The sequence below is a fragment of the Paracoccus sphaerophysae genome, from assembly GCF_000763805.1.
Lineage (GTDB): Bacteria > Pseudomonadota > Alphaproteobacteria > Rhodobacterales > Rhodobacteraceae > Paracoccus > Paracoccus sphaerophysae.
Genome location: NZ_JRKS01000048.1, coordinates 1 through 23,014, shown reverse-complemented (window position 1 = coordinate 23,014; position 23,014 = coordinate 1). Strand labels below are relative to the sequence as shown.

General features: G+C 70.7%; 25 protein-coding genes and 4 pseudogenes. 17 read left to right on the top strand and 12 right to left on the bottom strand.

The window, feature by feature from the left end:
* The 4 genes and pseudogenes from IC63_RS12595 to folD all read left to right on the top strand — a co-directional run.
* Nucleotides 1–346, top strand: a pseudogene (locus tag IC63_RS12595) (hypothetical protein); the annotation flags it as partial.
* Between the two features lie 63 nt (nucleotides 347–409).
* Nucleotides 410–2,302: an ATP-dependent zinc metalloprotease FtsH gene (gene ftsH / locus IC63_RS12590; RefSeq protein WP_036720901.1), complete on the top strand. Its 1,893-nt coding sequence runs from the start codon at nucleotides 410–412 to the stop codon at nucleotides 2,300–2,302.
* A gap of 109 nt (nucleotides 2,303–2,411) precedes the next feature.
* The gene (locus tag IC63_RS12585; RefSeq protein WP_036720893.1) at nucleotides 2,412–2,726 is read left to right on the top strand and encodes a chorismate mutase; all 315 of its coding nucleotides are present in this window, start codon (nucleotides 2,412–2,414) and stop codon (nucleotides 2,724–2,726) included.
* Entirely contained in the window at nucleotides 2,716–3,594 is an 879-nt protein-coding gene (folD, locus tag IC63_RS12580) for a bifunctional methylenetetrahydrofolate dehydrogenase/methenyltetrahydrofolate cyclohydrolase FolD (protein WP_036720892.1), read from the top strand. The genes IC63_RS12585 and folD overlap by 11 nt, the downstream gene beginning before the upstream one ends.
* 17 nt (nucleotides 3,595–3,611) lie before the next feature.
* Here the strand turns inward: folD and IC63_RS12575 are convergent, their stop codons facing one another.
* Nucleotides 3,612–4,139, bottom strand: a complete 528-nt coding sequence (locus tag IC63_RS12575) for a TIGR00645 family protein (RefSeq protein ID WP_036720891.1) — start codon at nucleotides 4,137–4,139, stop codon at nucleotides 3,612–3,614.
* 135 nt (nucleotides 4,140–4,274) lie between these two features.
* Here IC63_RS12575 and fsa point away from each other — a divergent pair, with 135 nt between their 5' ends.
* From fsa to IC63_RS12560, 3 genes are read left to right on the top strand one after another with little or no spacing between them, the layout of a single operon-like run.
* Nucleotides 4,275–4,931 carry a fructose-6-phosphate aldolase gene (gene fsa, locus IC63_RS12570; RefSeq protein ID WP_036720890.1) on the top strand — a complete coding sequence of 219 codons (657 nt, stop codon included), beginning with the start codon at nucleotides 4,275–4,277 and terminating at the stop codon, nucleotides 4,929–4,931.
* Nucleotides 4,928–5,689, top strand: coding sequence for a DUF484 family protein (locus tag IC63_RS12565; RefSeq protein WP_084115824.1), 762 nt, complete (start codon nucleotides 4,928–4,930; stop codon nucleotides 5,687–5,689). Before fsa ends, IC63_RS12565 begins: the two co-directional genes overlap by 4 nt.
* A complete protein-coding gene (locus IC63_RS12560; RefSeq protein ID WP_036720889.1) occupies nucleotides 5,686–6,624 on the top strand; it encodes a tyrosine recombinase XerC in 939 nt (312 codons plus the stop codon). Before IC63_RS12565 ends, IC63_RS12560 begins: the two co-directional genes overlap by 4 nt.
* A gap of 43 nt (nucleotides 6,625–6,667) precedes the next feature.
* On the opposite strand, the gene IC63_RS12555 is transcribed toward IC63_RS12560, so the two are convergent.
* From IC63_RS12555 to IC63_RS12530, 6 genes are read right to left on the bottom strand one after another with little or no spacing between them, the layout of a single operon-like run.
* The gene (locus tag IC63_RS12555; RefSeq protein ID WP_036720888.1) at nucleotides 6,668–7,072 is read right to left on the bottom strand and encodes a Na+/H+ antiporter subunit G; all 405 of its coding nucleotides are present in this window, start codon (nucleotides 7,070–7,072) and stop codon (nucleotides 6,668–6,670) included.
* Entirely contained in the window at nucleotides 7,069–7,329 is a 261-nt protein-coding gene (locus IC63_RS12550) for a K+/H+ antiporter subunit F (protein ID WP_036720887.1), read from the bottom strand. The genes IC63_RS12555 and IC63_RS12550 overlap by 4 nt, the downstream gene beginning before the upstream one ends.
* Before the next feature lie 14 nt (nucleotides 7,330–7,343).
* Complete coding sequence (locus IC63_RS12545) at nucleotides 7,344–7,835, bottom strand: Na+/H+ antiporter subunit E (RefSeq protein WP_036720886.1); 492 nt, start codon at nucleotides 7,833–7,835, stop codon at nucleotides 7,344–7,346.
* Complete coding sequence (locus tag IC63_RS12540) at nucleotides 7,832–9,427, bottom strand: monovalent cation/H+ antiporter subunit D (RefSeq protein ID WP_036720885.1); 1,596 nt, start codon at nucleotides 9,425–9,427, stop codon at nucleotides 7,832–7,834. Before IC63_RS12540 ends, IC63_RS12545 begins: the two co-directional genes overlap by 4 nt.
* The gene (locus IC63_RS12535) at nucleotides 9,424–9,798 is read right to left on the bottom strand and encodes a Na+/H+ antiporter subunit C (RefSeq protein ID WP_036720884.1); all 375 of its coding nucleotides are present in this window, start codon (nucleotides 9,796–9,798) and stop codon (nucleotides 9,424–9,426) included. Before IC63_RS12535 ends, IC63_RS12540 begins: the two co-directional genes overlap by 4 nt.
* Entirely contained in the window at nucleotides 9,798–12,632 is a 2,835-nt protein-coding gene (locus tag IC63_RS12530; RefSeq protein ID WP_036720899.1) for a monovalent cation/H+ antiporter subunit A, read from the bottom strand. Before IC63_RS12530 ends, IC63_RS12535 begins: the two co-directional genes overlap by 1 nt.
* Nucleotides 12,633–12,755: 123 nt before the next feature.
* Here IC63_RS12530 and ruvC point away from each other — a divergent pair, with 123 nt between their 5' ends.
* The 7 genes from ruvC (at nucleotide 12,756) to IC63_RS12500 (ending at nucleotide 17,774) form a co-directional block, all read left to right on the top strand.
* The gene (gene ruvC, locus IC63_RS12525; RefSeq protein WP_036720883.1) at nucleotides 12,756–13,250 is read left to right on the top strand and encodes a crossover junction endodeoxyribonuclease RuvC; all 495 of its coding nucleotides are present in this window, start codon (nucleotides 12,756–12,758) and stop codon (nucleotides 13,248–13,250) included.
* A 10-nt stretch (nucleotides 13,251–13,260) separates the two neighbouring features.
* Nucleotides 13,261–13,923 (top strand): Holliday junction branch migration protein RuvA, encoded by a 663-nt coding sequence (ruvA, locus tag IC63_RS12520; protein WP_036720882.1) that lies wholly within the window; start codon nucleotides 13,261–13,263, stop codon nucleotides 13,921–13,923.
* 11 nt (nucleotides 13,924–13,934) lie between these two features.
* On the top strand, nucleotides 13,935–14,786 hold the full coding sequence (locus IC63_RS12515) for a M48 family metalloprotease (protein WP_036720881.1): 852 nt from the start codon (nucleotides 13,935–13,937) through the stop codon (nucleotides 14,784–14,786).
* A complete protein-coding gene (ruvB, locus tag IC63_RS12510) occupies nucleotides 14,783–15,811 on the top strand; it encodes a Holliday junction branch migration DNA helicase RuvB (RefSeq protein WP_036720880.1) in 1,029 nt (342 codons plus the stop codon). The genes IC63_RS12515 and ruvB overlap by 4 nt, the downstream gene beginning before the upstream one ends.
* A complete protein-coding gene (locus IC63_RS12505) occupies nucleotides 15,804–16,220 on the top strand; it encodes a PaaI family thioesterase (RefSeq protein ID WP_036720879.1) in 417 nt (138 codons plus the stop codon). Before ruvB ends, IC63_RS12505 begins: the two co-directional genes overlap by 8 nt.
* Before the next feature lie 3 nt (nucleotides 16,221–16,223).
* Nucleotides 16,224–16,376 (top strand): hypothetical protein, encoded by a 153-nt coding sequence (locus IC63_RS18165; protein ID WP_156965470.1) that lies wholly within the window; start codon nucleotides 16,224–16,226, stop codon nucleotides 16,374–16,376.
* Nucleotides 16,377–16,487: 111 nt separating this feature from the next.
* Nucleotides 16,488–17,774: a pyridoxal-phosphate-dependent aminotransferase family protein gene (locus tag IC63_RS12500; RefSeq protein WP_084115826.1), complete on the top strand. Its 1,287-nt coding sequence runs from the start codon at nucleotides 16,488–16,490 to the stop codon at nucleotides 17,772–17,774.
* On the opposite strand, the gene copM is transcribed toward IC63_RS12500, so the two are convergent.
* From copM to IC63_RS18865, 4 genes and pseudogenes are all read right to left on the bottom strand, one after another.
* Entirely contained in the window at nucleotides 17,674–18,195 is a 522-nt protein-coding gene (gene copM / locus IC63_RS12495; RefSeq protein ID WP_084115822.1) for a CopM family metallochaperone, read from the bottom strand. The genes IC63_RS12500 and copM overlap by 101 nt on opposite strands.
* 75 nt (nucleotides 18,196–18,270) lie before the next feature.
* Entirely contained in the window at nucleotides 18,271–18,561 is a 291-nt protein-coding gene (locus IC63_RS19115; protein ID WP_084115820.1) for a TIGR02186 family protein, read from the bottom strand.
* A gap of 4 nt (nucleotides 18,562–18,565) precedes the next feature.
* Nucleotides 18,566–18,826: pseudogene (locus IC63_RS19110) on the bottom strand (TIGR02186 family protein); the annotation flags it as partial.
* 84 nt (nucleotides 18,827–18,910) lie between these two features.
* Nucleotides 18,911–19,480 (bottom strand): annotated as a pseudogene (locus IC63_RS18865) (sulfite exporter TauE/SafE family protein); the annotation flags it as partial.
* A gap of 119 nt (nucleotides 19,481–19,599) precedes the next feature.
* Here IC63_RS18865 and surE point away from each other — a divergent pair.
* From surE to IC63_RS12470, 3 genes are read left to right on the top strand one after another with little or no spacing between them, the layout of a single operon-like run.
* Nucleotides 19,600–20,394 (top strand): 5'/3'-nucleotidase SurE, encoded by a 795-nt coding sequence (surE, locus tag IC63_RS12480; RefSeq protein WP_036720878.1) that lies wholly within the window; start codon nucleotides 19,600–19,602, stop codon nucleotides 20,392–20,394.
* Between the two features lie 3 nt (nucleotides 20,395–20,397).
* Nucleotides 20,398–21,087: a protein-L-isoaspartate(D-aspartate) O-methyltransferase gene (locus tag IC63_RS12475; RefSeq protein ID WP_036720877.1), complete on the top strand. Its 690-nt coding sequence runs from the start codon at nucleotides 20,398–20,400 to the stop codon at nucleotides 21,085–21,087.
* A gap of 27 nt (nucleotides 21,088–21,114) precedes the next feature.
* The gene (locus tag IC63_RS12470) at nucleotides 21,115–22,137 is read left to right on the top strand and encodes a M23 family metallopeptidase (RefSeq protein ID WP_232222604.1); all 1,023 of its coding nucleotides are present in this window, start codon (nucleotides 21,115–21,117) and stop codon (nucleotides 22,135–22,137) included.
* A gap of 584 nt (nucleotides 22,138–22,721) precedes the next feature.
* On the opposite strand, the pseudogene IC63_RS18860 reads toward IC63_RS12470, so the two are convergent.
* Nucleotides 22,722–23,014: pseudogene (locus tag IC63_RS18860) on the bottom strand (hypothetical protein); the annotation flags it as partial.

The following is a 23,014-nucleotide window of genomic DNA, read 5'->3' as shown; positions in this document are numbered from 1 at the left end:
CGCCCGCGCCGACGGAGCGTGGGTCGAGTTCCTGCGCGAGCCCGCGGCAACGCAGCCGGGGCGCTGCCCCGGACCCCGGGATATTTCGGGACAGAAGATGATCTGGGACGCGCGGTGGCAGATCGTGGCCCCCCCGGGCGCCGCGATTCGGGCGGTCCTGCCCTCGGACCTGGCCGGGCGGCACTGGCGCGGCTGCGGGCTGCCGCGCGCGGCGGTGCTGTCCTCGCCGGCCATCGTCGCCGGGGGGCGCGTCATCGTGCCGCTGCTGGACGGGGACGACGGCGGGATCGTCGCCCGGCCGCTGCGCGGGCTGGCGGATTTCGTCGCTCTCCTGCGGGCGCATTGATACCGGGCGGCCGAGCGCCTATTTTCCCTCGGACTCTCTTTCATCCTCGCGGAGGACATGCCCTTGGGCAACGCGCGCAACATCGCCTTCTGGGTGGTCCTGTTCCTGATGATCCTGGCGCTTTTCAACGCCTTCGGGGGCGACGGCGCCCAGATGAACAGCACCCAGATCAGCTATTCCGACTTTATCCGGCGGGTCGATGACGGCCAGGTCGCGTCGGCCACGATCGACGGCGAAACCGTCGTCGTCGTGGGCAAGGACGGCAAGCGCTATGTCACCGTGCGCCCGCTGGGCGAGGACCTGGCCGACCGGCTGCTGACCAAGGACGTCGAGGTCAAGGTCGAGCGCCAGCAGCAGTCCGGCTTCATGTCGCTGCTGGGCGTGTGGCTGCCCTTCATCCTTCTGATCGGCGTCTGGATCTTCATGATGAACCGGATGCAGGGCGGCGGCAAAGGCGGGGCGATGGGCTTCGGCAAGTCCAAGGCCAAACTGCTCACCGAAAAGCACGGCCGGGTGACCTTCGACGACGTCGCCGGCATCGACGAGGCCAAGGAGGAGCTCGAGGAGATCGTCGAGTTCCTGCGCAACCCGCAGAAGTTCTCGCGCCTCGGCGGCAAGATCCCGAAAGGCGCGCTGCTGGTCGGCCCTCCTGGGACGGGCAAGACCCTGCTCGCCCGCGCAATCGCGGGTGAGGCGGGGGTGCCGTTCTTCACCATTTCGGGTTCGGACTTCGTCGAGATGTTCGTGGGCGTCGGCGCCAGCCGCGTCCGCGACATGTTCGAGCAGGCCAAGAAATCCGCCCCCTGCATCGTCTTCATCGACGAGATCGACGCGGTGGGCCGCGCCCGCGGTGTCGGCATCGGCGGCGGCAACGACGAGCGCGAGCAGACGCTGAACCAGCTTCTGGTCGAGATGGACGGGTTCGAGGCGAACGAGGGTGTCATCATCATCGCTGCCACGAACCGCAAGGACGTGCTGGACCCGGCGCTGCTGCGCCCCGGCCGCTTTGACCGGCAGATCCACGTGCCCAACCCCGACATCAAGGGGCGCGAGAAGATCCTCAACGTCCACGCCCGCAAGGTGCCGCAGGGGCCGGACGTCGATCTGCGGATCATCGCGCGGGGGACTCCGGGCTTTTCCGGGGCGGATCTGATGAACCTGGTGAACGAGGCCGCGCTGACGGCCGCGCGGATCGGGCGCAAGTTCGTCACGATGGAGGATTTCGAGAACGCCAAGGACAAGGTGATGCTGGGGGTGGAACGCCGCAGCATGGTCCTGACGCCCGAGCAGAAGGAAAAGACCGCCTATCACGAGGCCGGCCACGCCATCGTCGGGCTGTCGCTGCCCAAGTGCGACCCGGTCTACAAGGCCACGATCATCCCTCGGGGCGGTGCACTGGGCATGGTGGTCAGCCTGCCCGAGATGGACCGGCTGAACATGCACAAGGACGAGGCCAAGCAGCGCATCGCCATGACCATGGCCGGCAAGGCGGCCGAGATCATCAAGTATGGTGAAGAGGGTGTCTCGAACGGTCCTGCTGGCGACATCCAGCAGGCCAGCGCGCTGGCCCGTGCGATGGTGATGCGCTGGGGGATGTCCGACAAGGTCGGCGCGGTGGACTATGCCGAGGCGCATGAGGGCTATCAGGGCAACACCGGCGGGTTCTCGGTCAGCGCCTCGACCAAGGAACTGATCGAGCAGGAGGTCCGCGACCTGATCGAGGAAGGCTACGCCGAGGCCCGCCGCATCCTGATCGAGAAGGAAGAGCAGTTCGAGCGCCTGGCCCGGGGTCTCTTGGAATACGAGACGCTGACCGGTGAGGAAATCGGCAAGGTCATCCGCGGCGACGCGCTGGGTGGCGACGACGACACCCCGCCCTCGGCGATCCCCTCGATCCCGGCGGTGCCGCGGGTCCCGCCCGCGGGCGGCAGTCCGGCGCCCATGCCCTCGGCCTGATCCGGGCCTGACGACGAGACCCGACCCCGGCCCGCTGCGGCCGGGGTTTTTCGTTCGGTAACACGCAGCGGGGTTGCAACGCGCGCCCCGGGCGGGCAATCAGCCGGCCATGATGGACCGTCCCGATCCCGCCTCGCTGCCCGACATGGACGCGCTGCGCGCCGCCATCGACGCGGTGGACCGCGAGCTTGCGGGGACGCTCGCCTATCGCTCGGCGCTGATCGACCGGGCGGCGCAGATCAAGGCGGACGCCGGCCTGCCGGCGCGGATCCCGGACCGGGTCGAACAGGTCGCCGCCAACGCCCGGCGCAATGCCGTGGCGGCGGGCTTTGATCCCGATCTGGCCGAGGCGCTGTGGCGGGTGATGATGGAGCATTTCATCGCGCAGGAAGCGCGGGCGCTGGGGGAAACCGATGGGTGCTGAACTGATCGACGGCAAGGCATTCGCTGCCCGCCTGCGTGCCCGGATCGCTGGCGAGGTGGCGGCACTGAAGGCCGCGCATGGCGTCACCCCCGGCCTTGCCGTGGTGCTGGTGGGCGAGGACCCGGCCTCGGCCGTCTATGTGCGCAACAAGGGCAAGGCCGCTTGCGAGGTCGGGATGGAGAGCTTTGAGCATCGGCTGCCCGCGGAGGTGTCGCAGGCCGACCTGCTGGCGCTGGTGGCGCGGCTGAACGGCGATCCGGCGGTGAACGGCATCCTCGTGCAGCTGCCGCTGCCGGCGCATATCGACGAGGCGGCGGTCATCAACGCGATCTCGCCGGAAAAGGACGTGGACGGGTTCACGGTGCTGAATGTCGGGCGGCTGGCGACGGGGCAGAGGGCGATGGTGCCCTGCACCCCGCTGGGCTGCCTGATGATGCTGCGCGACCGGCTGGGACCCCTGGGCGGCAAGGACGCGCTGGTGATCGGGCGGTCGAACATCGTCGGCAAGCCGATGGCGCAGCTGCTGCTGGCCGACAGCGCGACCGTGACGGTGGCGCATTCGCGGACCCAGGGCCTGCCGGACCTGTGCCGGCGCGCCGATATTGTCGTCGCGGCGGTGGGGCGGCCGCGCTTTGTGCAGGGCGACTGGATCAAGCCCGGCGCGGCGGTGATCGACGTAGGGATCAACCGGACCGAGGCGGGGCTGGTTGGCGACGTCGATTTCGACGCCGCGCGGCGCGTGGCCGGCGCGATCACCCCGGTGCCCGGCGGGGTCGGGCCGATGACCATCGCCTGCCTGCTGGCCAACACCCTGACCGCGACGGCCCGGGTCCACGGGCTGCCCGAGCCCGACGGGCTGACGCCCTGACGCCGGGGGCCAGGGGCTCAGGCGCCGCCTGATTTCTTGCCGCTGCGGGCGATCAGCCAGTCCATCGCGGCCAGCAGCAGGCCCGAGACGACGAACACGACGTGGATGGTGACCAGCCAGGCCAACTCGCGGTCGGCCAGCGGCTCGCTGCCGGGGCGGCCCAGTTCCATGAACCGCTTGAGCAGGTCGATGGCCGAGATCGCCACGATCGAGGCGATCAGCTTCATCTTCAGCCCCGAGAAATCGACCGTCCCCATCCAGGCAGGGCGTTCGGCATCGTCGCCCAAGTCGAGGCGCGAGACGAAGTTCTCGTAGCCCGAGAAGATCACGATCAGCAGCAGGTTCGCCGCCAGCGTCAGGTCGATCAGCGACAGCGCCGCCAGGATCGCGGTTTCCGCCGTCATGGTCAGCGCCTGCGGGATGTAATAGGCGGTCTGGCGCAGGAACACGACGACCATCATGCCAAGGACCGCGATCAGCCCCAGATACATCGGCGCGATCAGCCAGCGCGAGGCAAAGATCAGCCGCTCGAATGCCCGTTCCATCCTGTCCCCCTGCGGTGCCCTCTGCGATGCGCGTGCGCAGATAGGGCCGGCGCGGGATCGTGGCAAGGGTGCATCGGGCTTTTCGCCCCGACCGATCCGGTCTAGACCGGGGCCCGACCCAGCCAGGAGCGACCCATGAGATTCTTCGTCGATACCGCCGACATCGCCGCGATCCGCGAACTGCACGAACTGGGGATGGTGGACGGGGTCACGACCAACCCCTCGCTGATCCTCAAGTCCGGCCGTGACATCCTGGAAGTCACCAGGGAGATCTGCGACCTGGTGCCCGGCCCGGTGTCGGCCGAGGTGGTGTCGGACAAGGCCGACGACATGATCCGCGAGGGCAAGCACCTGGCCGCGCTGGCCCCCAACGTCACCGTCAAGGTGCCGCTGACCTGGGACGGGCTCAAGGCCTGCAAGGCGCTGACCGACGAGGGGCACATGGTCAACGTGACGCTGTGCTTCACCTCGGCGCAGGCGATCCTCGCGGCCAAGGCGGGAGCGACCTTCATCTCGCCCTTCATCGGCCGGCTGGACGATATCGGGCTGGACGGGATGGAGCTGATCGCCGACATCCGCCAGATCTATGACAATTACGGGTTCGAGACGAACCTGCTGGCCGCCTCGATCCGGTCGGTCAACCACATCATCGAATGCGCCCGCATCGGCGCCGACGTCATCACCGCGCCGCCCGCGGTCATCAAGGCGATGGCGAACCACGTGCTGACCGACAAGGGGCTGGAACAGTTCACCGCCGACTGGGCCAAGACTGGCCAGAAGATCGGCGCATGAGCGAGTCGACCGACTCTGAGGCGCCGACGGCCGAGCCCGCCGCTGCGCCTGAGCCCGCGCCGGCCCCCGCCGCCGGTCCCCTGGACGACACGGTGCGCGACCGGCTGCTGGCCGATCCGGCGCTGATTCTGGGCGACCGCGAACTGATGCGGGCCCTGGTCGCGGCGCGCGAGGCGGACCTCGGCGACAACGTCGTCGACATCCGCGGCCGCGCGATGGAGGCGCTGGAGCATCGGCTGGACCGGCTCGAGACGGCGCATGAAAGCGTGATCTCGGCCGCCTATGAAAACCAGTCGGGCACGCAGGTCATCCACCGCGCGGTGCTGTCGCTGCTGGAACCGATGGATTTCGCGGCCTTCCTGGAAACGCTCGAAACCGACGTCGCCCCGGCGCTGCGGGTGGAAACGCTGAAGCTCGTGATGGAGGCCGTCGATGGCGCCCCCGCCGGCGCCGATACCGGGCCGCTGGTCGTGATGCCCGAGGGCAGCGTCAGCCGCATGATCGCCGCCGGCCGCAAGGCGCCGCGGGGCGACGACATCGTGTTGCGCCGCGCCAGCGCCGAGACCCGCGCCGTCCACGGCACCGAGGTCGCGTCCGAGGCGCTGCTGCCGCTGGACCTGGGCCCCGGCCGCCGCCCGGCGCTGCTGGTCATGGGGTCGCTGGACCCGACCCGGTTCTCGCCCGCCCACGGCACCGACCTGCTGCGGTTCTTTGCCCAGGCCTTCCGGCTGGTGCTGATCGGCTGGCTGCGGGAATGACCGCAGCCCCCGCCCCGCTGGCGCTTGCACCGGCGATGGCGGATGCGCTGGCCCGCTGGCTGGACAGCGAACGGGCCGTGCGCGGCCGGTCGGACCACACCATCACCGCCTATCAGGGCGACCTGCTGGCCTTCTTGTCCTTTCTAGGTGGCCATCACGCCACACCGGCGCTGCCCGGCACGCTGGGCGCGCTGACCCAGTCCGACATGCGCGGCTTTGCCGCCGCGGAACGCGCCCGCGGCCTGTCGGCGCGCAGCCTGGCGCGACGGATGTCGGCGGTGCGGTCCTTCCTGCGCTGGCTGTCCGACCGCGAGGGGTTCGACGCCAGCCGGGCGCTGTCCTCGCGCAGCCCGCGCTATCGCCGCAGCCTGCCGCGCCCGGTCGCGCCCGACCAGGCCCGCGCCGTGCTGGAACTGGCCCGCGAGGGCCATCGCACGCCCTGGGTCGCCGCCCGCGACGCGGCGGTCCTGACGCTGCTCTATGGCCTCGGCCTGCGGATCTCAGAGGCGCTGGCGCTGGACGGGCGCGACTGGCCCTTTGGCGAGGCGCTGCGGATCCGCGGCAAGGGCGGCAAGGAGCGGGTGGTCCCGGTGCTGCCGGTGGCGCGGCAGGCGGTCGCCGCCTATCTGCGGCAATGCCCGTGGCCGCTGGGCCCCGGCGATCCGCTGTTTCGTGGCGTGCGGGGCGGGCGGCTGGGGCAGGCGCCGATCCAGTCGGCGATGGCCACGCTGCGTCAGTCGCTGGGCCTGCCCGAGACCGCCACCCCGCACGCGCTGCGCCACAGTTTTGCCACCCATCTGCTGGCTGCGGGGGGCGATCTGCGCACCATCCAGCAATTGCTCGGCCATGCCAGCCTGTCCACCACGCAGGTCTATACCGGCGTCGATGACGCGCATCTGCTGGCGGTCCATCGCGCCGCGCATCCGCGGCGCTAGCGGAGGGGGCACCGCGCCGCCCATCTGCGGCGCTGAGCGAGCCTCATTCGCTGCGGCGGGGTTCCTCGAGGGCCGCGACCATCGGGCTTTCGGCGGCGCTGTCGCCATAGGTGGCCCAGTCCGCGCCCGGCGCGGGCGGGGGCAGTTCCTCGCGCTTCCACGACAGGTGCATGTGCGCCTTGGCGATGAACAGCCCGGTGACCGGCGCAGTCAGGAAAAGGAACAGCGCGATCAGGAATTCGTGCCAGCTGAGGATGCCGAAGCGGAACCACATCGTCGCCATCGAGGCGACCAGCACCGCGCCCACGCCCAGCGTGGCCGCCTTGGTCGGCGCGTGCAGCCGGGTCATCGGGTCGGGCAGCCGCACCAGCCCCCAGCCGCCCACCAGGCCGAAGCCTCCGCCGATCACCAGCAGGACGGCGATCACGATCTCGCCCAGCGCGCTCATTCGATGATGTCCCCGCGCAGCACGAACTTGGCATAGGCCACGGTCGACACGAAGCCGACCATCGCGAACAGCATCGTCGCCTCGAAATACATCGCGGTGCCCTCGCGGATGCCGAACAGGGTCAGCAGCGCGATCATGTTGATCGCCATCGTGTCCAGCGCCAGCACCCGGTCGGACAGGCCGGGGGCAAAGACCACACGGTAGAGGCAGCAGAGCTGCGCCAGGCCGAAGCAGCCGAAGGCGAACAGCAGCGCCATGTCGAGAAGCGGGCTCAACGGAAGATCTCCTTCAGGCGGGCCTCGTAGCGGGTCTTGATCTCGTCCAGCACCGACGCCGGGTCGGGCGCGTGCAGGCAATGGACCAGCAGCGCGCGGCCGTCCTCGGACAGGTCGCAGCTGACGGTGCCGGGGGTCAGGGTGATGGTGCCGGCCAGCACCGTGATCGCCTCGGGCGAGGTCAGGTCCAGGGGCACGGGCAGCCAGCAGGGGCGCAGGTCCCGCTTGGGCAGGAACAGCACGATCCGGGCGACGGCGATGTTGGCCTTGACGATGTCCCAGATGACGATGGCGACATAGGCCACGATCTTGGCCGGGCTGCCGATCCGCGCGCGGTGCGGCCAATAGGGCGCCGTGGCGGCAGGGACCACCAGCCCGAGGATCAGCGCGAAGACCAGCGATCCCCAGGCAAAGCGGTTCACCAGCAGCAGCCAGACGAGGGCCACGACCAGCGACAGCACCGGGTGCGGCAGGATGCGGCGAATCATTTCGTGCCCTCCTGCCGGACCAGCACCGCCTCGATATAGGGCATCGGGTCGGCGAGCTGCCGGGCGGTCGCCTGGGCGTAGTCCATCACCGGCCCGGCCAGCACCGTCAGCAGCACCATCCCCGCCACCAGTGCCCCGGCGGCGGTCAGGGCCAGCGCGGGCGAGGCCGCGTCGGCCACGTCCTGCACCGGCTCGTCGGGTTCCACCTTGGGCGGCAGCGGCCGCTGCGCGTCGTGCGAATGGTCCAGCCGGGCCGGGTCGGTGCCGTGTTCATAGGCGCGCCAGAACACCATCGACCCCGCCCGCGACAACCCGTAGATCGCCAGCAGCGTGGTCACCAGGATCGTCGTCCAGATCAGCAGCGTGTCGGCCGAATAACGGGTCGCCTGCAGGATGGCGAGCTTGCCCGGAAAGCCCGACAGCGGCGGCAGCCCGGCGATGCCGATCGCGGCGGCAAAGAACAGCGCCGCGACGATGCCGCCCTGCGCGATGGGGGGCATCGGCCGCAGCCACAGGCTGCCGCCCTGCCGGCGCGACCCGATCAGGTCCACGACCAGGAACAGCGCCCCGGCGGCCAGGGTCGAATGGATCATGTACCAGATCCCCGCCGCCAGCCCGGGCAGCCGGAACTGGGCGATGGCGATCATCAGCGTGCCGACAGACCCCAGCGCCGCAAAGGCTGCGATCCGGCCCAGGTGCCGCGACCCGAGGATGCCAAGCTGCCCCACGATCAGGGTGATGAGCGCGGCGGGCAGCAGGATGTCGGCGGCGAAGCGCTCGATGGCGCTGTCAGCCGGAAAGACCAGCATGAAGAAGCGGATGATCCCGTAGACCCCGACCTTGGTCATGATCGCGAACAGCGCCGCCACCGGCCCCGGCGCGCGGGCATAGGTCGAGGGCAGCCAGAAATGCAGCGGCACCAACGCCGCTTTGACCGCAAAGACCAGCATCAGTAGCACCGCGCCCACCCGCAGCAGCGCGGTGTCCCCGGCCGGCATCTGCGCCACCCGGACCGACAGGTCGGCCATGTTCAGCGTGCCGGTGACGGCATAGATCGTCCCCAGCGCGGCCAGGAACAGCGACGACCCGGCGAGGTTGTAGACGATGTACTGGACGCCCGCGCGCAGCCGCATCTCGCCGCCGCCGTGGATCATCAGGCCATAGCTCGCGATCAGCAGGATCTCGAAGAAGACGAACAGGTTGAAGGCGTCTCCGGTCAGGAAGGCGCCGTTGATCCCCATCAGCTGGAACTGCCACAGGGCGTGGAAATGCCAGCCCTTGCGGTCCCAGCCCGAGCCGATGGCGTATAGCTGGACGACCAGCGCCAGCACTCCGGTCAGCACCAGCATCAGCGCCGCCAGCCGGTCCAGCATCAGCACGATGCCGAAGGGCGCGGCCCAGTTGCCCAAGCGATTGACCTGCACCTCGCCGCCCGCGGCCTGGGTCATCAGCCAGATGGCGATGGCCAGCTGCGCGGCGGTGGCCGCGACCGAGGCGACGCGCTGCAGCACCAGGTCGTGCCGCATCCCCAGCACGATCAGCGGGCCGACGAAGGCGGGCAGGACGACGGGGGCGACGAGCCAGTGGTTCATCGCGCGCCCTCGTCCTGAGCCGGGCGCGGGCGCGGCTCGCGCCGGTCCGTGGCGGGCAGGTCGACATGGTCGTCGCCGCCTTCCAGGAACGCCCCCAGCGCCATCATCACCACCACCGCCGTCATCCCGAACGAGATCACGATGGCGGTCAGCACCAGCGCCTGCGGCAGCGGGTCGGTATAACTCTCGACCCCCTTCTGCAGGATCGGCGGCTGGTCGATCACCAGCCGGCCGGTGACGAACAGGAACAGGTTGGTGGCATAGCTCAGCAGCGTCATGCCCAGCACGACCGCGAAGGTGCGCTTGCGCAGGGTCAGATAGACCCCGGCGGCGGTCATGAAGCCGATGGCCGTGGCGACCAGGATTTCCATCAGCGTTCCCCCCCGAACTGGATGTCCATCGGGTGGACGTTGACCTTCTGCCCGGCCTGCCGGGCGATCCGGCTGAGCGAGTTCAGCGCCAGCATGACGGCGCCGACGACGCACAGGAACACCCCGGTGTCAAAGCCCATCGCGGTGGCCAGCTCGAACGGCTCGACCCCGACCAGGTGGAAATAGCCGAAGGCCGAGGTCAGGAACGGCTTGCCCGCGAACCACGCCCCGGCCCCGGTGATCCCGGCGCACAGGACGCCCAGCCCGATCAGCGCGTGATAGGGGATGTTCTGGCGTTCCTGCGCCCAGGCAAAGCCCGAGGCCATGTACTGCATGACCAGCGCCACCGACACGATCAGCCCGGCGATGAAGCCGCCGCCCGGCGCGTTGTGGCCGCGCAGGAAGATATAGAGCCCCACCACCAGCGAGATCGGCAGCACCACCCGCGTCGCCACCACCAGCATCAACGGGTGGCGGTCGCCCGCCCGCCGCATGTCGTGGACCCAGTTCCGCAGCCGGGTGCCCGAGCGGCCTGCCAGCAGCGTCTCGGTCAGCGCAAAGATCGTCAGCGCGGCGATCCCCAGCACGGTGATCTCGCCATAGGTGTCATAGCCGCGGAAATCGACCAGGATCACGTTCACCACGTTGTCCCCGCCGCCCAGCTTGTAGCTGTTGTCCAGCATGTAGCCCGCGATCGACGGGAAGGCGAAGTCACGCCGCATGATCGCATAGGCGAGGATGCCGACCCCCAGCCCGGTCAGCGACGCGACGAAGGCATCGGCGCCGCGCTTGACGTTGCCGGTGTCCAGCACCGTCCGCTTGGGCAGGAAGTTCAGCGCGAGCAGCAGCAGGATCACCGTGACGACCTCGACGGTGATCTGGGTCAGGGCAAGGTCGGGGGCGGACAGATAGACGAAGGCGCAGCTGACGATCAGCCCGATGATGCCGACCAGCACCAGCGCGAGGATGCGCCGGCGGTGGACCGCGACCATCGTGCCGGTGGCGACCATCAGCATCAACCAGCCGATGAAGGCGACCGGGCTGACCGGCAGCAGCGGCCGGATTTCCGGCCCCGCGCGGCCGGTGTGCCAGGCGGCAAAGCCGCAGGCGGTGGCGGTCAGCATGAACAGCGCCAGCGCCCGCGACATCGACCCGTCCGTGACCCCGTTGGTCAGCCGCGCGGCCCAGGCTTGGGTGGTGTCGGTCATGCTGTCGAAGATGGCCTTGGCGTCGGGCCGCGGCAGCGCCAGGCGCAGCCCGTCGGCGGGCCGCCACAGCGCCAGCAGCACCGCGCCGCCGACCACGGCCGCCGCCGACATCAGCAGCGCCGGGGTGACCCCGTGCCACAGCGCGAAATGCGGGTGGGGATGGGCGCCGGTGATCGCCGCCGCGGCGGTCTCGACCAGCCAGCCCACGGTCAGGTTCGGGGCAATCCCGATCACCACGACCAGCGCCGCCAGCAGCGCCGGCCCAAGCCACAGCCCGATCCCCGGATCATGCGGCTTGGCCGGATAGTCGTCGCGCACCGGCCCCAGGAATACATGCGCGATCATCCGCAGCGAATAGGCGACCGAAAACAACGACGCCAGCGTCGCCACCCCTCCCACCAGCCGCGGCATCCCGCCCAGCGTGGCGTGGCTGGCGTTTTCCAGCATCAGCTCTTTCGAGATGAAGCCGCTGAACGGCGGAATCCCCGCCATCGACAGCGAGGCGATCAGCACGATCCCGAAGGTCAGCGGCATCAGCGTCCGCAGCCCGCCCAGCCGGGCGATGGAGCGCGTATGCGCCTCGTGGTCGATGATCCCGGCCGACATGAACAGCGCGGCCTTGAAGGTCGCATGGGCGATGATGTGGAAGACGGCGGCGACGGCGGCCTCCTCGGTCCCGAAGCCCAGCAGCATGGTGATGAGGCCCAGATGGCTGACCGTCGAATAGGCCAGCAGCCCCTTGAGGTCGTCCTGGAACAGCGCGATCACCGCGCCGACCAGCATCGTCACCAGCCCCACCGTGGCGACGATTCCGAACCATTCGGGCGTTCCCGCCAGCGCCGGCCACAGCCGCGCCATCAGGAACAGCCCGGCCTTCACCATCGTGGCCGAGTGCAGATAGGCGCTGACCGGGGTGGGGGCGGCCATCGCGCGCGGCAGCCAGAAATGGAACGGGAACTGCGCCGACTTGGTGAACGCCCCGATCAGGATCAGCACCAGCGCCGGCAGATACCAGGCCGAGCCCTGGATCGCCGCGCGCTGCTGGACGATCTCGCTCAGCCGGTAGGACCCGGCGACCTGGCCCAGGATCAGGCAGCCCGCGATCATGGCGAGCCCCCCCATCCCGGTCACGGTCAGCGCCATGCGGGCGCCCTGGCGGCCTTCGGGCAGGTGCTTCCAGAACCCGATCAGCAGGAAGGAGGACAGCGAAGTCAGCTCCCAGAAGACCAGCATCATCAGGATGTTGTCGGACAGCACGATGCCCGTCATCGCGCCCTGGAACAGCATCAGATAAGTGAAGAACGGCCCCGCCGCGTCCTTGCGCGACAGGTAGAACCGGGCATAGAGGATGATCAGCAGCCCGATCCCCAGGATGAGGATGCCGAACAGCAGCCCCAGCCCGTCGATGCGGAAATCGGCGTTCATCCCGATCTGCGGCATCCACGGGATGCGGGTGGCGATCGCCTCGCCAGCGCGGATCGCAGGGACGTGCAGCAGCAGCCCCAGGAGCGCGAGCGCGGTGGCCGAACCGCAGGCGATGGCCGCCGCGGTCCGGCCCGCGCGCACCATCAATCCGGGGAGAAGCGCCCCGAGAAACGGCAGCGCAACGATCAAGGCTGGCGACATCATTCCCCCCGTTTTGTCCGGTTTCCCAAGCGCCGGGCGGGGTGTCAAGCAAACGGCGAATTCCCGCTAGGCGATGTTCGCGTTTCGTGCTAGCCGTCTGGAAAACAAGGCGGGACAGCAGGCATGAGGGTTCTGGGCATCGACCCCGGGCTGGTGAACATGGGGTGGGGCGTGATCGTCGCAGACGGCTCGCGCATCGCCCATGTCGCGAACGGGATCATCCGGTCCCAGGGCGTCAGCCTCGCCGCGCGGCTGTGCGACCTGCATCGCGGGCTGGTCGCGGTCATCGCGGCGCACGCGCCGGACGCGGCGGCGGTGGAACAGACCTTCGTCAACAAGGACGCCGTGGGCACGCTCAAGCTGGGCCAGGCGCGCGGCATCGCGCTGCTGGCGCCGGCGCAGGCGGGGCTCGAGGTCGGGGAATACGCCCCCAACGCGGTCAAGAAGGCGATCGTCGGCGTCGGCCACGCGCAAAAGCAGCAGGTGGAACACATGGTCCGGTTCACGCTCCCCGGCGTGACGCTGGCCGGTGCGGACGCGGCCGACGCGCTGGCCATCGCCATCTGCCACGCGCGGCACCTGCAAAGCCGGTCGCTGCGGATCAAGGTGGTGGCATGAGGGGCCGCGCATGATCGGCCGCATCGCCGGGGTGATCCTGCACCGCGCCGCCGACCACGTCCTGATCGACGTGCGCGGGGTGGGCTACATCGTCCATGTCAGCGAACGCACCGCCGCCAGCCTGCCCCGGGTGGGCGAGGCGGCGGCGCTGTACACCGACCTGCTGGTGCGCGAGGATCTGCTGCAGCTCTTCGGCTTTCCGACCCTGCTGGAAAAGGAATGGCACCGGCTGCTGACCTCGGTGCAGGGGATCGGCGCCAAGGCGAGCCTCGCGATCCTCGGCACGCTCGGCCCCGAGGGCGTGGGCCGGGCCATCGCGCTGGGCGACTGGTCGGCCGTCCGCAAGGCGCCCGGGATCGGCCCGAAGCTGGCCCAGCGGGTGGTGCTGGAACTGAAGGACAAGGCCCCGCAGGTCATCGCGATGGGCGGCAGCCTGACCGTGGACGTGGGCGCGGTGATCGAGGATGACGCCCCTGCCGCCGCCCCGCGCAAGACGCCTGCCGTCCCCCGCAGCGCCGCCGCCTCGGCCGAGGCGCTGTCGGCGCTGACCAATCTTGGCTATGGTCCCTCCGAAGCCGCCGCTGCTGTGGCCGAGGCTGCCGCTACGGAACCCGACGCCGCAACCGCGGCGTTGATCCGTGCGGCGCTCAAGTCTTTGGCGCCAAAGGATTAGGAGAGCCGGGCATGGGAAATATGCGGACCTTCATCCTGATGGCGGCGATGACCGCGCTGCTGATGGGGCTGGGCTGGCTGCTGGGCGGGCAGGGCGGCGCGATCATGGCGCTGGTCTTTGCCGGCGCCGGCAACATCTGGGCCTGGTGGAACAGCGACAAGGCCGTGCTGCGACAGCACAATGCCGTGCCGGTGACCGAGCAGAACGGGGCCGAGCTGCTGGCGCTGGTGCGGGAACTCGCGGGCAATGCCGGGCTGCCGATGCCGAAGGTCTATCTGCTGCCGACCGATCAGCCCAACGCCTTCGCCACCGGGCGCAACCCGGAAAACTCGGCCGTGGCGGTGACCCAGGGGCTGCTGCGGATCCTCAACCGCGACGAACTCGCCGGGGTGATCGCGCATGAGCTGGCCCATATCCAGAACCGCGACCCGCTGACCATGACCGTGACCGCTACGCTGGCCGGCGCCATCGCCATGCTGGGCAACATGTTCATGTTCTCGGGCAGCCGCGACGGCCGCGGCGGGGGGCTGGGCGGGCTGATCGCGATGCTGGTGGCGCCCTTGGCGGCGAGCCTCGTCCAGATGGCGATCTCGCGGACCCGCGAATACTCCGCCGACCGCCGCGGGGCCGAGATCATGGGCAAGCCGCTGGCGCTCGCCTCGGCGCTGGCCAAGATCGCCAACGCGGCGGGCCGCACGGTGAACGTGCCGGCGGAACGCAACCCGGCCTCGGCGGCGATGTTCATCATCAACCCGTTGGGGGGGATGCGAATGGACGCGCTGTTCGCCACCCACCCGCCGACCCAGTCGCGCATCGACAGGCTGGCGGAACTGGCCGGCACCCGCACGCCCGGCGTGCTATGATCCAGCCCGACCCGACCCTGCGCGGCGACCCGATCGAGGGCGATGCCGAGGATCGCGCCCTGCGCCCGCAGAAGCTTGAAGAGTTCATCGGCCAGGCCGAGGCGCGGGCCAACCTGCGGGTCTTCATCGACAGCGCGCGGATGCGCGGGCAGGCGATGGACCACACGCTGTTTCACGGCCCGCCCGGTTTGGGCAAGACCACGCTGGCGCAGATCATGGCGCGCGAGCTGGGGGTGAACTTCAAGATGACCAGCGGCCCGGTGCTGGCGCGGGCGGGGGACCTGGCGGCGATCCTGACCAATCTCGACGCCCGCGACGTGCTGTTCATCGACGAGATCCACCGCATGAACCCGGCCGTCGAGGAGATCCTGTATCCGGCGATGGAGGATTTCGAGCTGGACCTGGTGATCGGCGAGGGCCCCGCCGCCCGCACGGTGCGGATCGAGCTGCAGCCCTTCACGCTCGTCGGCGCCACCACCCGGCTGGGGCTGCTGACCACGCCGCTGCGCGACCGCTTCGGCATCCCGACCCGGCTGCAGTTCTATACCGTCGAGGAGCTGGACCAGATCGTCGCCCGCGGCGCCCGGCTGATGGGCATCAAGGCCGACCCCGACGGCACGCGCGAGATCGCACGGCGCGCCCGCGGAACGCCCCGGATCGCCGGGCGGCTGCTGCGCCGGGTGGTGGACTTTGCGCTGGTCGAGGGCGACGGCCGGCTGGACCGCGCCATCGCCGACCGGGCGCTGACCCGGCTGGGGGTGGACGACCTGGGGCTGGACGGCGCCGACCGCCGCTATCTGACGCTAATGGCGGAACTTTACGGCGGCGGGCCGGTCGGCGTGGAAACCCTTTCCGCGGCGCTGTCGGAAAGCCGCGACGCCATTGAGGAGGTGATCGAGCCCTATCTGCTGCAGCAGGGCTTGATCCAGCGCACCCCGCGTGGCCGGATGCTGGGGCAGCTGGGGTGGCGGCACCTGGGGCTCTCCATGCCCCGCGCCGCGCAGACGGGGTTGTTCGATGAATGAGATTGAAGCGCGGTTGCGGGACAGCTTTGGCCGCCAGACGATGATGCAGACGCTGGGCGCCGCGATGGACCGCGCCGCCGAGGGCGCGGTGACGATCAGCGCGCCCATCGCGCCGCATGTGCTGCAGCAGCAGGGCGCGGCCCATGCGGGGCTGGCGTTCTCGCTGGGCGACAGCGCGGCGGGCTATGCGGCGCTGTCGGTGCTGCCGGCGGGGGCCGAGGTGGTGACGGTCGAGATGAAGATCAATCTGCTCGCCCCCGCGGTGGGCGACCGGCTGGTGGCCGAGGGCCGGGTCCTGCGCCCCGGCCGCCGCATCGTCGTCGTCGCCAGCGACGTCTTTGCCGAGGGGCCAAAGGGCCGCAAGCACGTCGCCACCATGCTGGGGACGATGGTCCCGGTCGAGGGCTAGGCGATGCCGCACTGGCCGCTCGCCCTGCGCCTGATCCTGACCGCCGCGGTGTTCGGTGCCACCGCCTGGGCCTTTGCCGTGGGCCAGATGGGGCTGGCGGTCGTCGGCGTCGTCGCCTGCTGGTTCGCCTTCCAGCGGATGTTCATGACGCTGTGACGGCCTCGGGGACGGCCCCACGGGAGGGCCGAAGGGGAGGGCCGCGGGCTGGACGCGCCGCCGCCGCGGGCCTACCACCTTTCCGACCACTCCGATCCGCCAGGTGAGATGATGAGCTTTGCCGCCGGCCGTCCCGTGCTTGCCATTCCCGGCCCCTCGCCGGTCCCTGACCGCGTGCTGCGGGCGATGCACCGGCCCTCGCCCGACATCTATGGCGGCGAGCTGGTCGATCTGAACCAGCGGCTGATGGTCGGCCTGCGCCGCCTCGCCGGCACCCGCCAGCACGTCGCCGCCTATATCGGCAACGGCCATGCCGCGTGGGAGGCCGCGAACATGAACCTGTTCGCCCCCGGCGACCGCGCGCTGGTGCTGGTCGCGGGGCATTTCGGCCGCGGCTGGGCCGAGACCGCCCGCGCCATCGGCGTCGAGGTCGAGACGATCGAGGCCGCGCCCTTCACCGCCCCCGACCCGCAGCAGCTGGCCGACCGGCTGGCCGCCGACCGCGAGGGCAGGATCCGCGCCGTGCTGGTCTGCCAGGTGGACACGGCAAGCTCGATCCGCTCGGACATCCCTGCGATCCGTGACGCGATGGGCGATCACCCGGCGGCGCTGGCGGTCGATGCCATCGCCTCGCTGGGCTGCGAGCCGATGCGGATGGACGACTGGGGCGTCGACGTGCTGGTCTCGGCCAGCCAGAAGGGGCTGATGGTGCCGCCGGGCCTCGCCTTCGTGTGGTTCTCCGACAAGGTCGCCGCGGGACGCGGGGCGGCGACGCCCTATTGGGACTGGACCCCGCGGGCGAAGGCGGCCGAATTGTGGCAGTTCTGGGGCGGCACGCCGCCGGTCCAGCACCTGTATGGCCTCGCCGAGGCGCTGGCGCTGCTGCTGGACGAGGAAGGCCTCGAAGCCGCCTGGACCCGCCACGAGGGGCTCGCCGCCGCGACCTGGGCGGCGCTCGACGCGTGGGGGCAGGGCGGCGAAATCCGCGCCCAGATCGCCGATCCGGCGCAGCGGGGGCGCTCGGTGACCGCCGTGGCGCTGAAAGGCGCCGACCGGCTGCGCGGCTGGACCGAACGCCAGGCCGGGCTGACGCTGGGCATCGGGCTGGGCGCGCCAGAACCCTCCGATGCGCTGCGGATCGCCCATATGGGTCATGTCAGCGCGCATATGCACCTGGGCACGCTGGCGGTGATCGAGGCGGGGCTGGCCGCGCTGGGCTTGCCGCACGCGCCGGGCGGCGTGGCCGCTGCGGCGGCCGAGATCGCCCGCCGCAGCACGGCGGCGGGCTGGAACAAGCTCAGTTCGCGGGCTTCGGCGTCGGCGTGCCGGCCGGCGACGGCTCGGGCGTGCCGGCGGGCGAGGGCTTGGGCGGCGCGCCGGTGGCCGGGTTTGCGGTGATCGATTCCATCTTGGCTGCGTCGGCGTTGGCGGCGTCGGGGGCGTTCTTTGCCAGCCACGCCTGCATCTGAGCGATTTCCTTTTCCTGCGCGGCGATGATGTCCTCGGACAGCTTGCGCAGTTGCGGGTCCTTGCCGAATTCCAGCTGGATCCGGGCCATGTCGATGGCCCCCTGGTGGTGCGCGATCATGCCGCGGACGAAATCCACGTCGGCGTCGCCGGTCGGCGTGACCATCATGCCCTGGTGCATCTTCTCCATCGCCGCGGCAAAGGCCTCGGTCGCGTTGGCCGGAGCGGCCGCAGCGGCGCGCGCGCCGTGGGCGGCATGGGGGTCGGAAGCGGGGGCGGTCTGGGCCAGCGCCGGCAGTGCCAGCAGCGTCGCGGCGGTGCCGATCAGGCCGATGCGGAAGGTGCGGGTCATGGGAAACTCCTCTGCAATATGCAGCCGAACGCCCGACCCCGGCCGCCCGATCCGCCTACACGGCAACGTGAGCCCTCAGCCGGGCCGGATCGCGCGGAATGCCGGCGAGCCGAGCCGGCCCGCCGCCATCGCGATCGCCAGCGACATCAGCCCGTACCGGAACGGCCGCTCGATCGCCAAACGGTACAGCCAGCGCTCCAGCCCGACCTTGCGGACCCGGATCGGTGCCTGGTCGCTGTCGATCACCCGGCCGTCACGGACGAGGAAGATGCGGGCGCGGTGATCGCCCTCGATCAGGTTCGAGGGCAGCCGGATGTCGGCGCGGAACAGGTTGTCGTCGAAGATCCGGACCGAGCCCTCGTCCAGCCGGTCAGCGCTCCGACTGGGCGCGCACCCGAAGAAGCGCCCCGGTAAAGGCGGTGGCGTCGTCGACCTCTTGCCCGACCGCCAGCGCCCGCACCGACAGCGGCGGCGAGATGCGGTAGCGCACGTCCTCGTCCCGGTCGAGCATCAGGGACAGCCGCCCGCTGCTGGCGACGACATGGAAGTCGGGCGCCGCCGTGATCCGCAGGCCCTGGGTGTTGCCCCAGATGCCGGCGACCCGGTCCTTGCGGCGCACGGTGACGCCCTGCGGTGGGGCCCTCGACGGTGACGATGATCCCGGCGGCCGGGCGTCGGCCGCTCCGGCCTGGCCGCGGATCGCGCCGGGCAAGTCGTGAAACGCGCGCTGGCCCTGTGCGCCGACGACTTTGCCGACGATCAGCAGCACGGCCAGCATGATGTCGACGGTGTTGGAACCGATCGCGTGCATCAGCGTGGTGAAGGCGCTGACCGCGGCGATCTGGAACAGCGAGGTGCCGATCACGACCGTGGTCGGCATCCCCAGCCGGTAGATCATCGCCGGCACCATGATGATGCCCAGGAACACGACATGGCAGAGCTGCACCACCAGATCGACCTGGCCCAGCCGCTGCAGCAGGTTGAAGACCAGGACCCCCAGCGCCGACCCGGCGATGCCGCCGACCAGCAGCACGAGGCCCATCGGGATATCGACGCTCTTGCGGCGCAGATGCGCCAGCACGCCGGAAAACGACGAGGCGACGACCTGGTTCGCCCCGGTCGCCACCGCGATCGCCGGCGGGATGCCGATTAAGAACAGCAGCGGCGTGATGAGAAAGCCGCCGCCGACGCCGAACAGCCCGCTCATCAGGCCTACGATCGTGCCCAGCCCGATCAACGTGAGGGCGTTCACCGAAACCTCGGCGATGGGAAGGAAGATCTGCATGGCTGCCCGGGTTTGGCTCATCCTGCCGCCCGCGCCGGCTTGGTCAAATCCGATTCGCGGCTTGCTTGCGCCGAACCGCGCCACGGGGCTAAGCAGGGGCAGGACTGGCCGGGGACGCGATGCGCATACTCATCACTAACGACGACGGGATCAACGCGCCGGGGCTCGAGGCCCTGGCCGAGATCGCGGCCGAGATAGCCGGACCCGACGGCGAGGTCTGGACCGTCGCCCCGGCCTTCGAGCAATCCGGCGTCGGCCATTGCATCAGCTATGCGCACCCGACGCTGATCGCCGAGCTCGCCCCCCGCCGCTGGGCGGCCGAGGGCAGCCCGGCCGACTGCGTGCTGGCCGCGATCGGCGACATCATGGCCGATGCGCCCCCGGACCTGATCCTGTCGGGCGTGAACCGCGGCAACAATGCCGGCGAGAACGTGATGTATTCCGGCACCATCGGGGCGGCGATGGAGGGTGCGCTGCAGGGCATCCCCTCGATCGCGCTGTCGCAGTATCTGGGCGCTGCCACGGCGCGGCTGACCGACCCGTTCGACTGCGCGCGGGTGCATGGCGCGCGGGTGGTGCGGGCGCTGCTCGACCGGGGGACCTGGGCGGCCAAGGACGACTTTGCGCTGTTCTACAACGTGAATTTCCCGCCCGTCGGGGGCGGCGGGATGCGGGGCATCCGCGTCGCGCCGCAGGGCCGGCGCAGCGGGGTGCGCTTTGGCGTCCATCCCCATGTCGCCCCGAACGGCCGCCGCTTCCTGTGGGTCGGCGGCGGGCCGCAGACCGCGCCGGCGACTCCCGGCAGCGATGTCGAGGCGCTGATGGCGGGCTATACGACCATCACGCCGATGCGCCCCGACCTGACCTGCCGCGCCGCGACCGAGGCGCTGGCCGGCGACCTGGACGAGGGCTAGGCGATGGCGGGCGAGGATGACAGCCCCGACCTGCCCTCTGATGGCGTCGCTGATGGCGACCGGGCCGAGCGGCAGATGCGGTTCCTGTTCCAGCTGCGCTCGCGCGGGGTGACCGACCCGCGGGTGCTGGCGGCGATGGAGCGGATCGACCGCGGCGCCTTCGTCCGCGGCCATTTCGAGGACCGCGCCTACGAGGACACGCCGCTGCCCATCGCCTGCGGCCAGACCATCAGCCAGCCCTCGGTCGTGGGCCTGATGACCCAGGCGCTGAACCCCGGCCCGCGGGATACGGTACTCGAGGTCGGGACCGGCTCGGGCTATCAGGCGGCGATCCTGTCGGTGCTGTGCCGGCGGGTGCTGACCGTGGACCGCCACCGCCGGCTGGTGGCCGAGGCCGAGGAGCTGTTCCGCCGGCTGGGGCTGACCAACATCACCACGCGGGTGGCGGATGGCTCGTTCGGGCTGCCGGAGCAGGCCCCCTTCGATCGCATCATGGTGACCGCTGCCGCCGAGGACCCGCCGGGGCCGTTGTTGTCGCAGCTGAAGGTCGGCGGTATCATGGTGGTGCCGGTCGGGCAGTCGGACGCGGTGCAGACCCTGATCCGCGTGACGCGGACAGAGACGGGCTTCGCCTATGACGAGATGCGGCAGGTGCGGTTCGTGCCGCTGGTCGAGGGGTTGGGACAGACATGACCCCCGCGAATGAATGAGGATGGGCAGATGGTCACGAGGTTCAGGCAGCCCGGCGCTGCGGGGGTAAGGCGGGGCACGGTCGCCGCCGCAGGGCTGGCGCTGGCGCTGGCCGGCTGCGCGCAGCCGGGGGCTCAGGGACAGGGCCAGGGCCCGGCGACGTCGCGGGCGATCCCGACGCTGTCGATGCCGATCATCCAGTGGCCGCGCGGCGGCGGTGCGGCCCCGGCCGCGGGCGCCCCGGCTGCGGGAGGGACGGCTGCGGGGGGGACGGCGCAGGTCACCGATCCCTTCGCCGGGCAGGGCGTCGCCAGCGCCGCCATTCCGCCGGCAACCGGGGGCAAGGCGAGCGGTGCCAAGCCGGCGGCGACCCCGGCGGCGGGGGCCGCGACAGCGCAAACGCACACGGTCGTTTCGGGCGAGACGGCGTGGTCGATCGCACGGAAATACGGCGTGTCCGTGCAGGATCTGGCGCAGGCGAACGGCCTGTCCGACGCGATGAACGTGCGGATCGGGCAGAAGCTGACCGTCCCGGCGGCCAGCGGCACGACCACGACGGCGCAGGTGACGGCGCCTGGCATCGGCTCGCCGACGCCTCAGCCGCCCTCGGCGTCGAAGCCGCTGCCCGACGAAAAGACCCAGCCGGCGAGCACCCCCGCGCCGAAAGCCGATGCACCCGATCTGGGCAAGACGCGGACCGCGGCGTCGGGCAGCGGCAAGTTCACCATGCCGGCCAGCGGGTCGATCGTGCGGGCCTACAAGAAGGGGACGAACGAGGGCATCGACATCTCGGCCGCGCCCGGATCGCAGATCTCGGCCGCAGGCGGCGGCACCGTCGCCGCGGTCACCCGCGACACCGACGGCGTGCCCATCGTCGTGGTGCGCCACGATGGCGGGCTGATGACGGTCTATGCCGGGGTCGACAAGCTGTCGGTCGCCAAGGGCGACACCGTCAAGCGCGGCCAGAGCATCGGCGCCGCCCGCAACAGCGGCGTCGTCCATTTCGAGGTCCGCCAGGGCTTCGACAGCGTCGATCCCGAGGATTATCTGTAGGGGGCGCGCGGTCGGGCGGGTCGGTCGCGGGCTAGACGGGAGGAGGCGGCCGAGGCCCCGATGTGACCGCTCTCGCGCTCGGGCGGCAATGAACCGGTCGAGTTAAGCCGAGCGAACTGCACCTGCGCGGCGGGTCAGGGCCCGGGCAGGGCAGGCTGCACCTCGTCGCAGGTTCGGTCCGGCCACAGTCGAAGTCATCGAGAGCCACCCAGTTCGGCCGCATGGGTTCCTTGGAACCAAGCCAGCCCCCGCGGGCCCGAGCGCCACAGAGACTGCCCGGGCGCCGTCGGTCGGCCCAGCCGGAGCGGGTCTCAGATGCGCCGACCCCGGGTCCGGGCCCGCCGCAACTAACCGCGCCCCGACCGCAGCCTGACTTGGCCTGGCGCATCTTCGAGAGGGCACCAGGCCGGCGGAACGTTGCCGTGCGACGACAGTGTCCGGGCCGATCGGACGAGGCAGCCGCAGCTGGCGGAGCATCCCTTGGAAGGGTGGCTCGCCGGGGTCATATGGCGCGGAGGCTTTCGCGCGTGCCATCTGCGCCCGCCCGCTTGTCCGGCCCGAGCCGCCCTTGCACCGTCCGCTGCCTAGCGGGCGGCCTGCCCGAACGCCTCGGTCAGCGCCGCGGCGAGTTCCTCGCGGACCATGCGGCGCAGGTCGCCGTCCAGGCGCTGGCCCAGCTCGCCGCGCAATTCGTCGCGAATGGCCTCGCGCAGGAGGTTCCGAAGGGGGTGGGCGTCCATGAGCTGCTCCGTGAGGGTGGGATGATCGGGGTGATGCGCCGGCGCGGGCGGTTCCACGTCGGCCCGGGCGGACTGCGGCGTGAGGGGACCGGCCGACAGCGGGGCTGACGCCGGGGGCGTGGCAGCGGGGCCGGCAG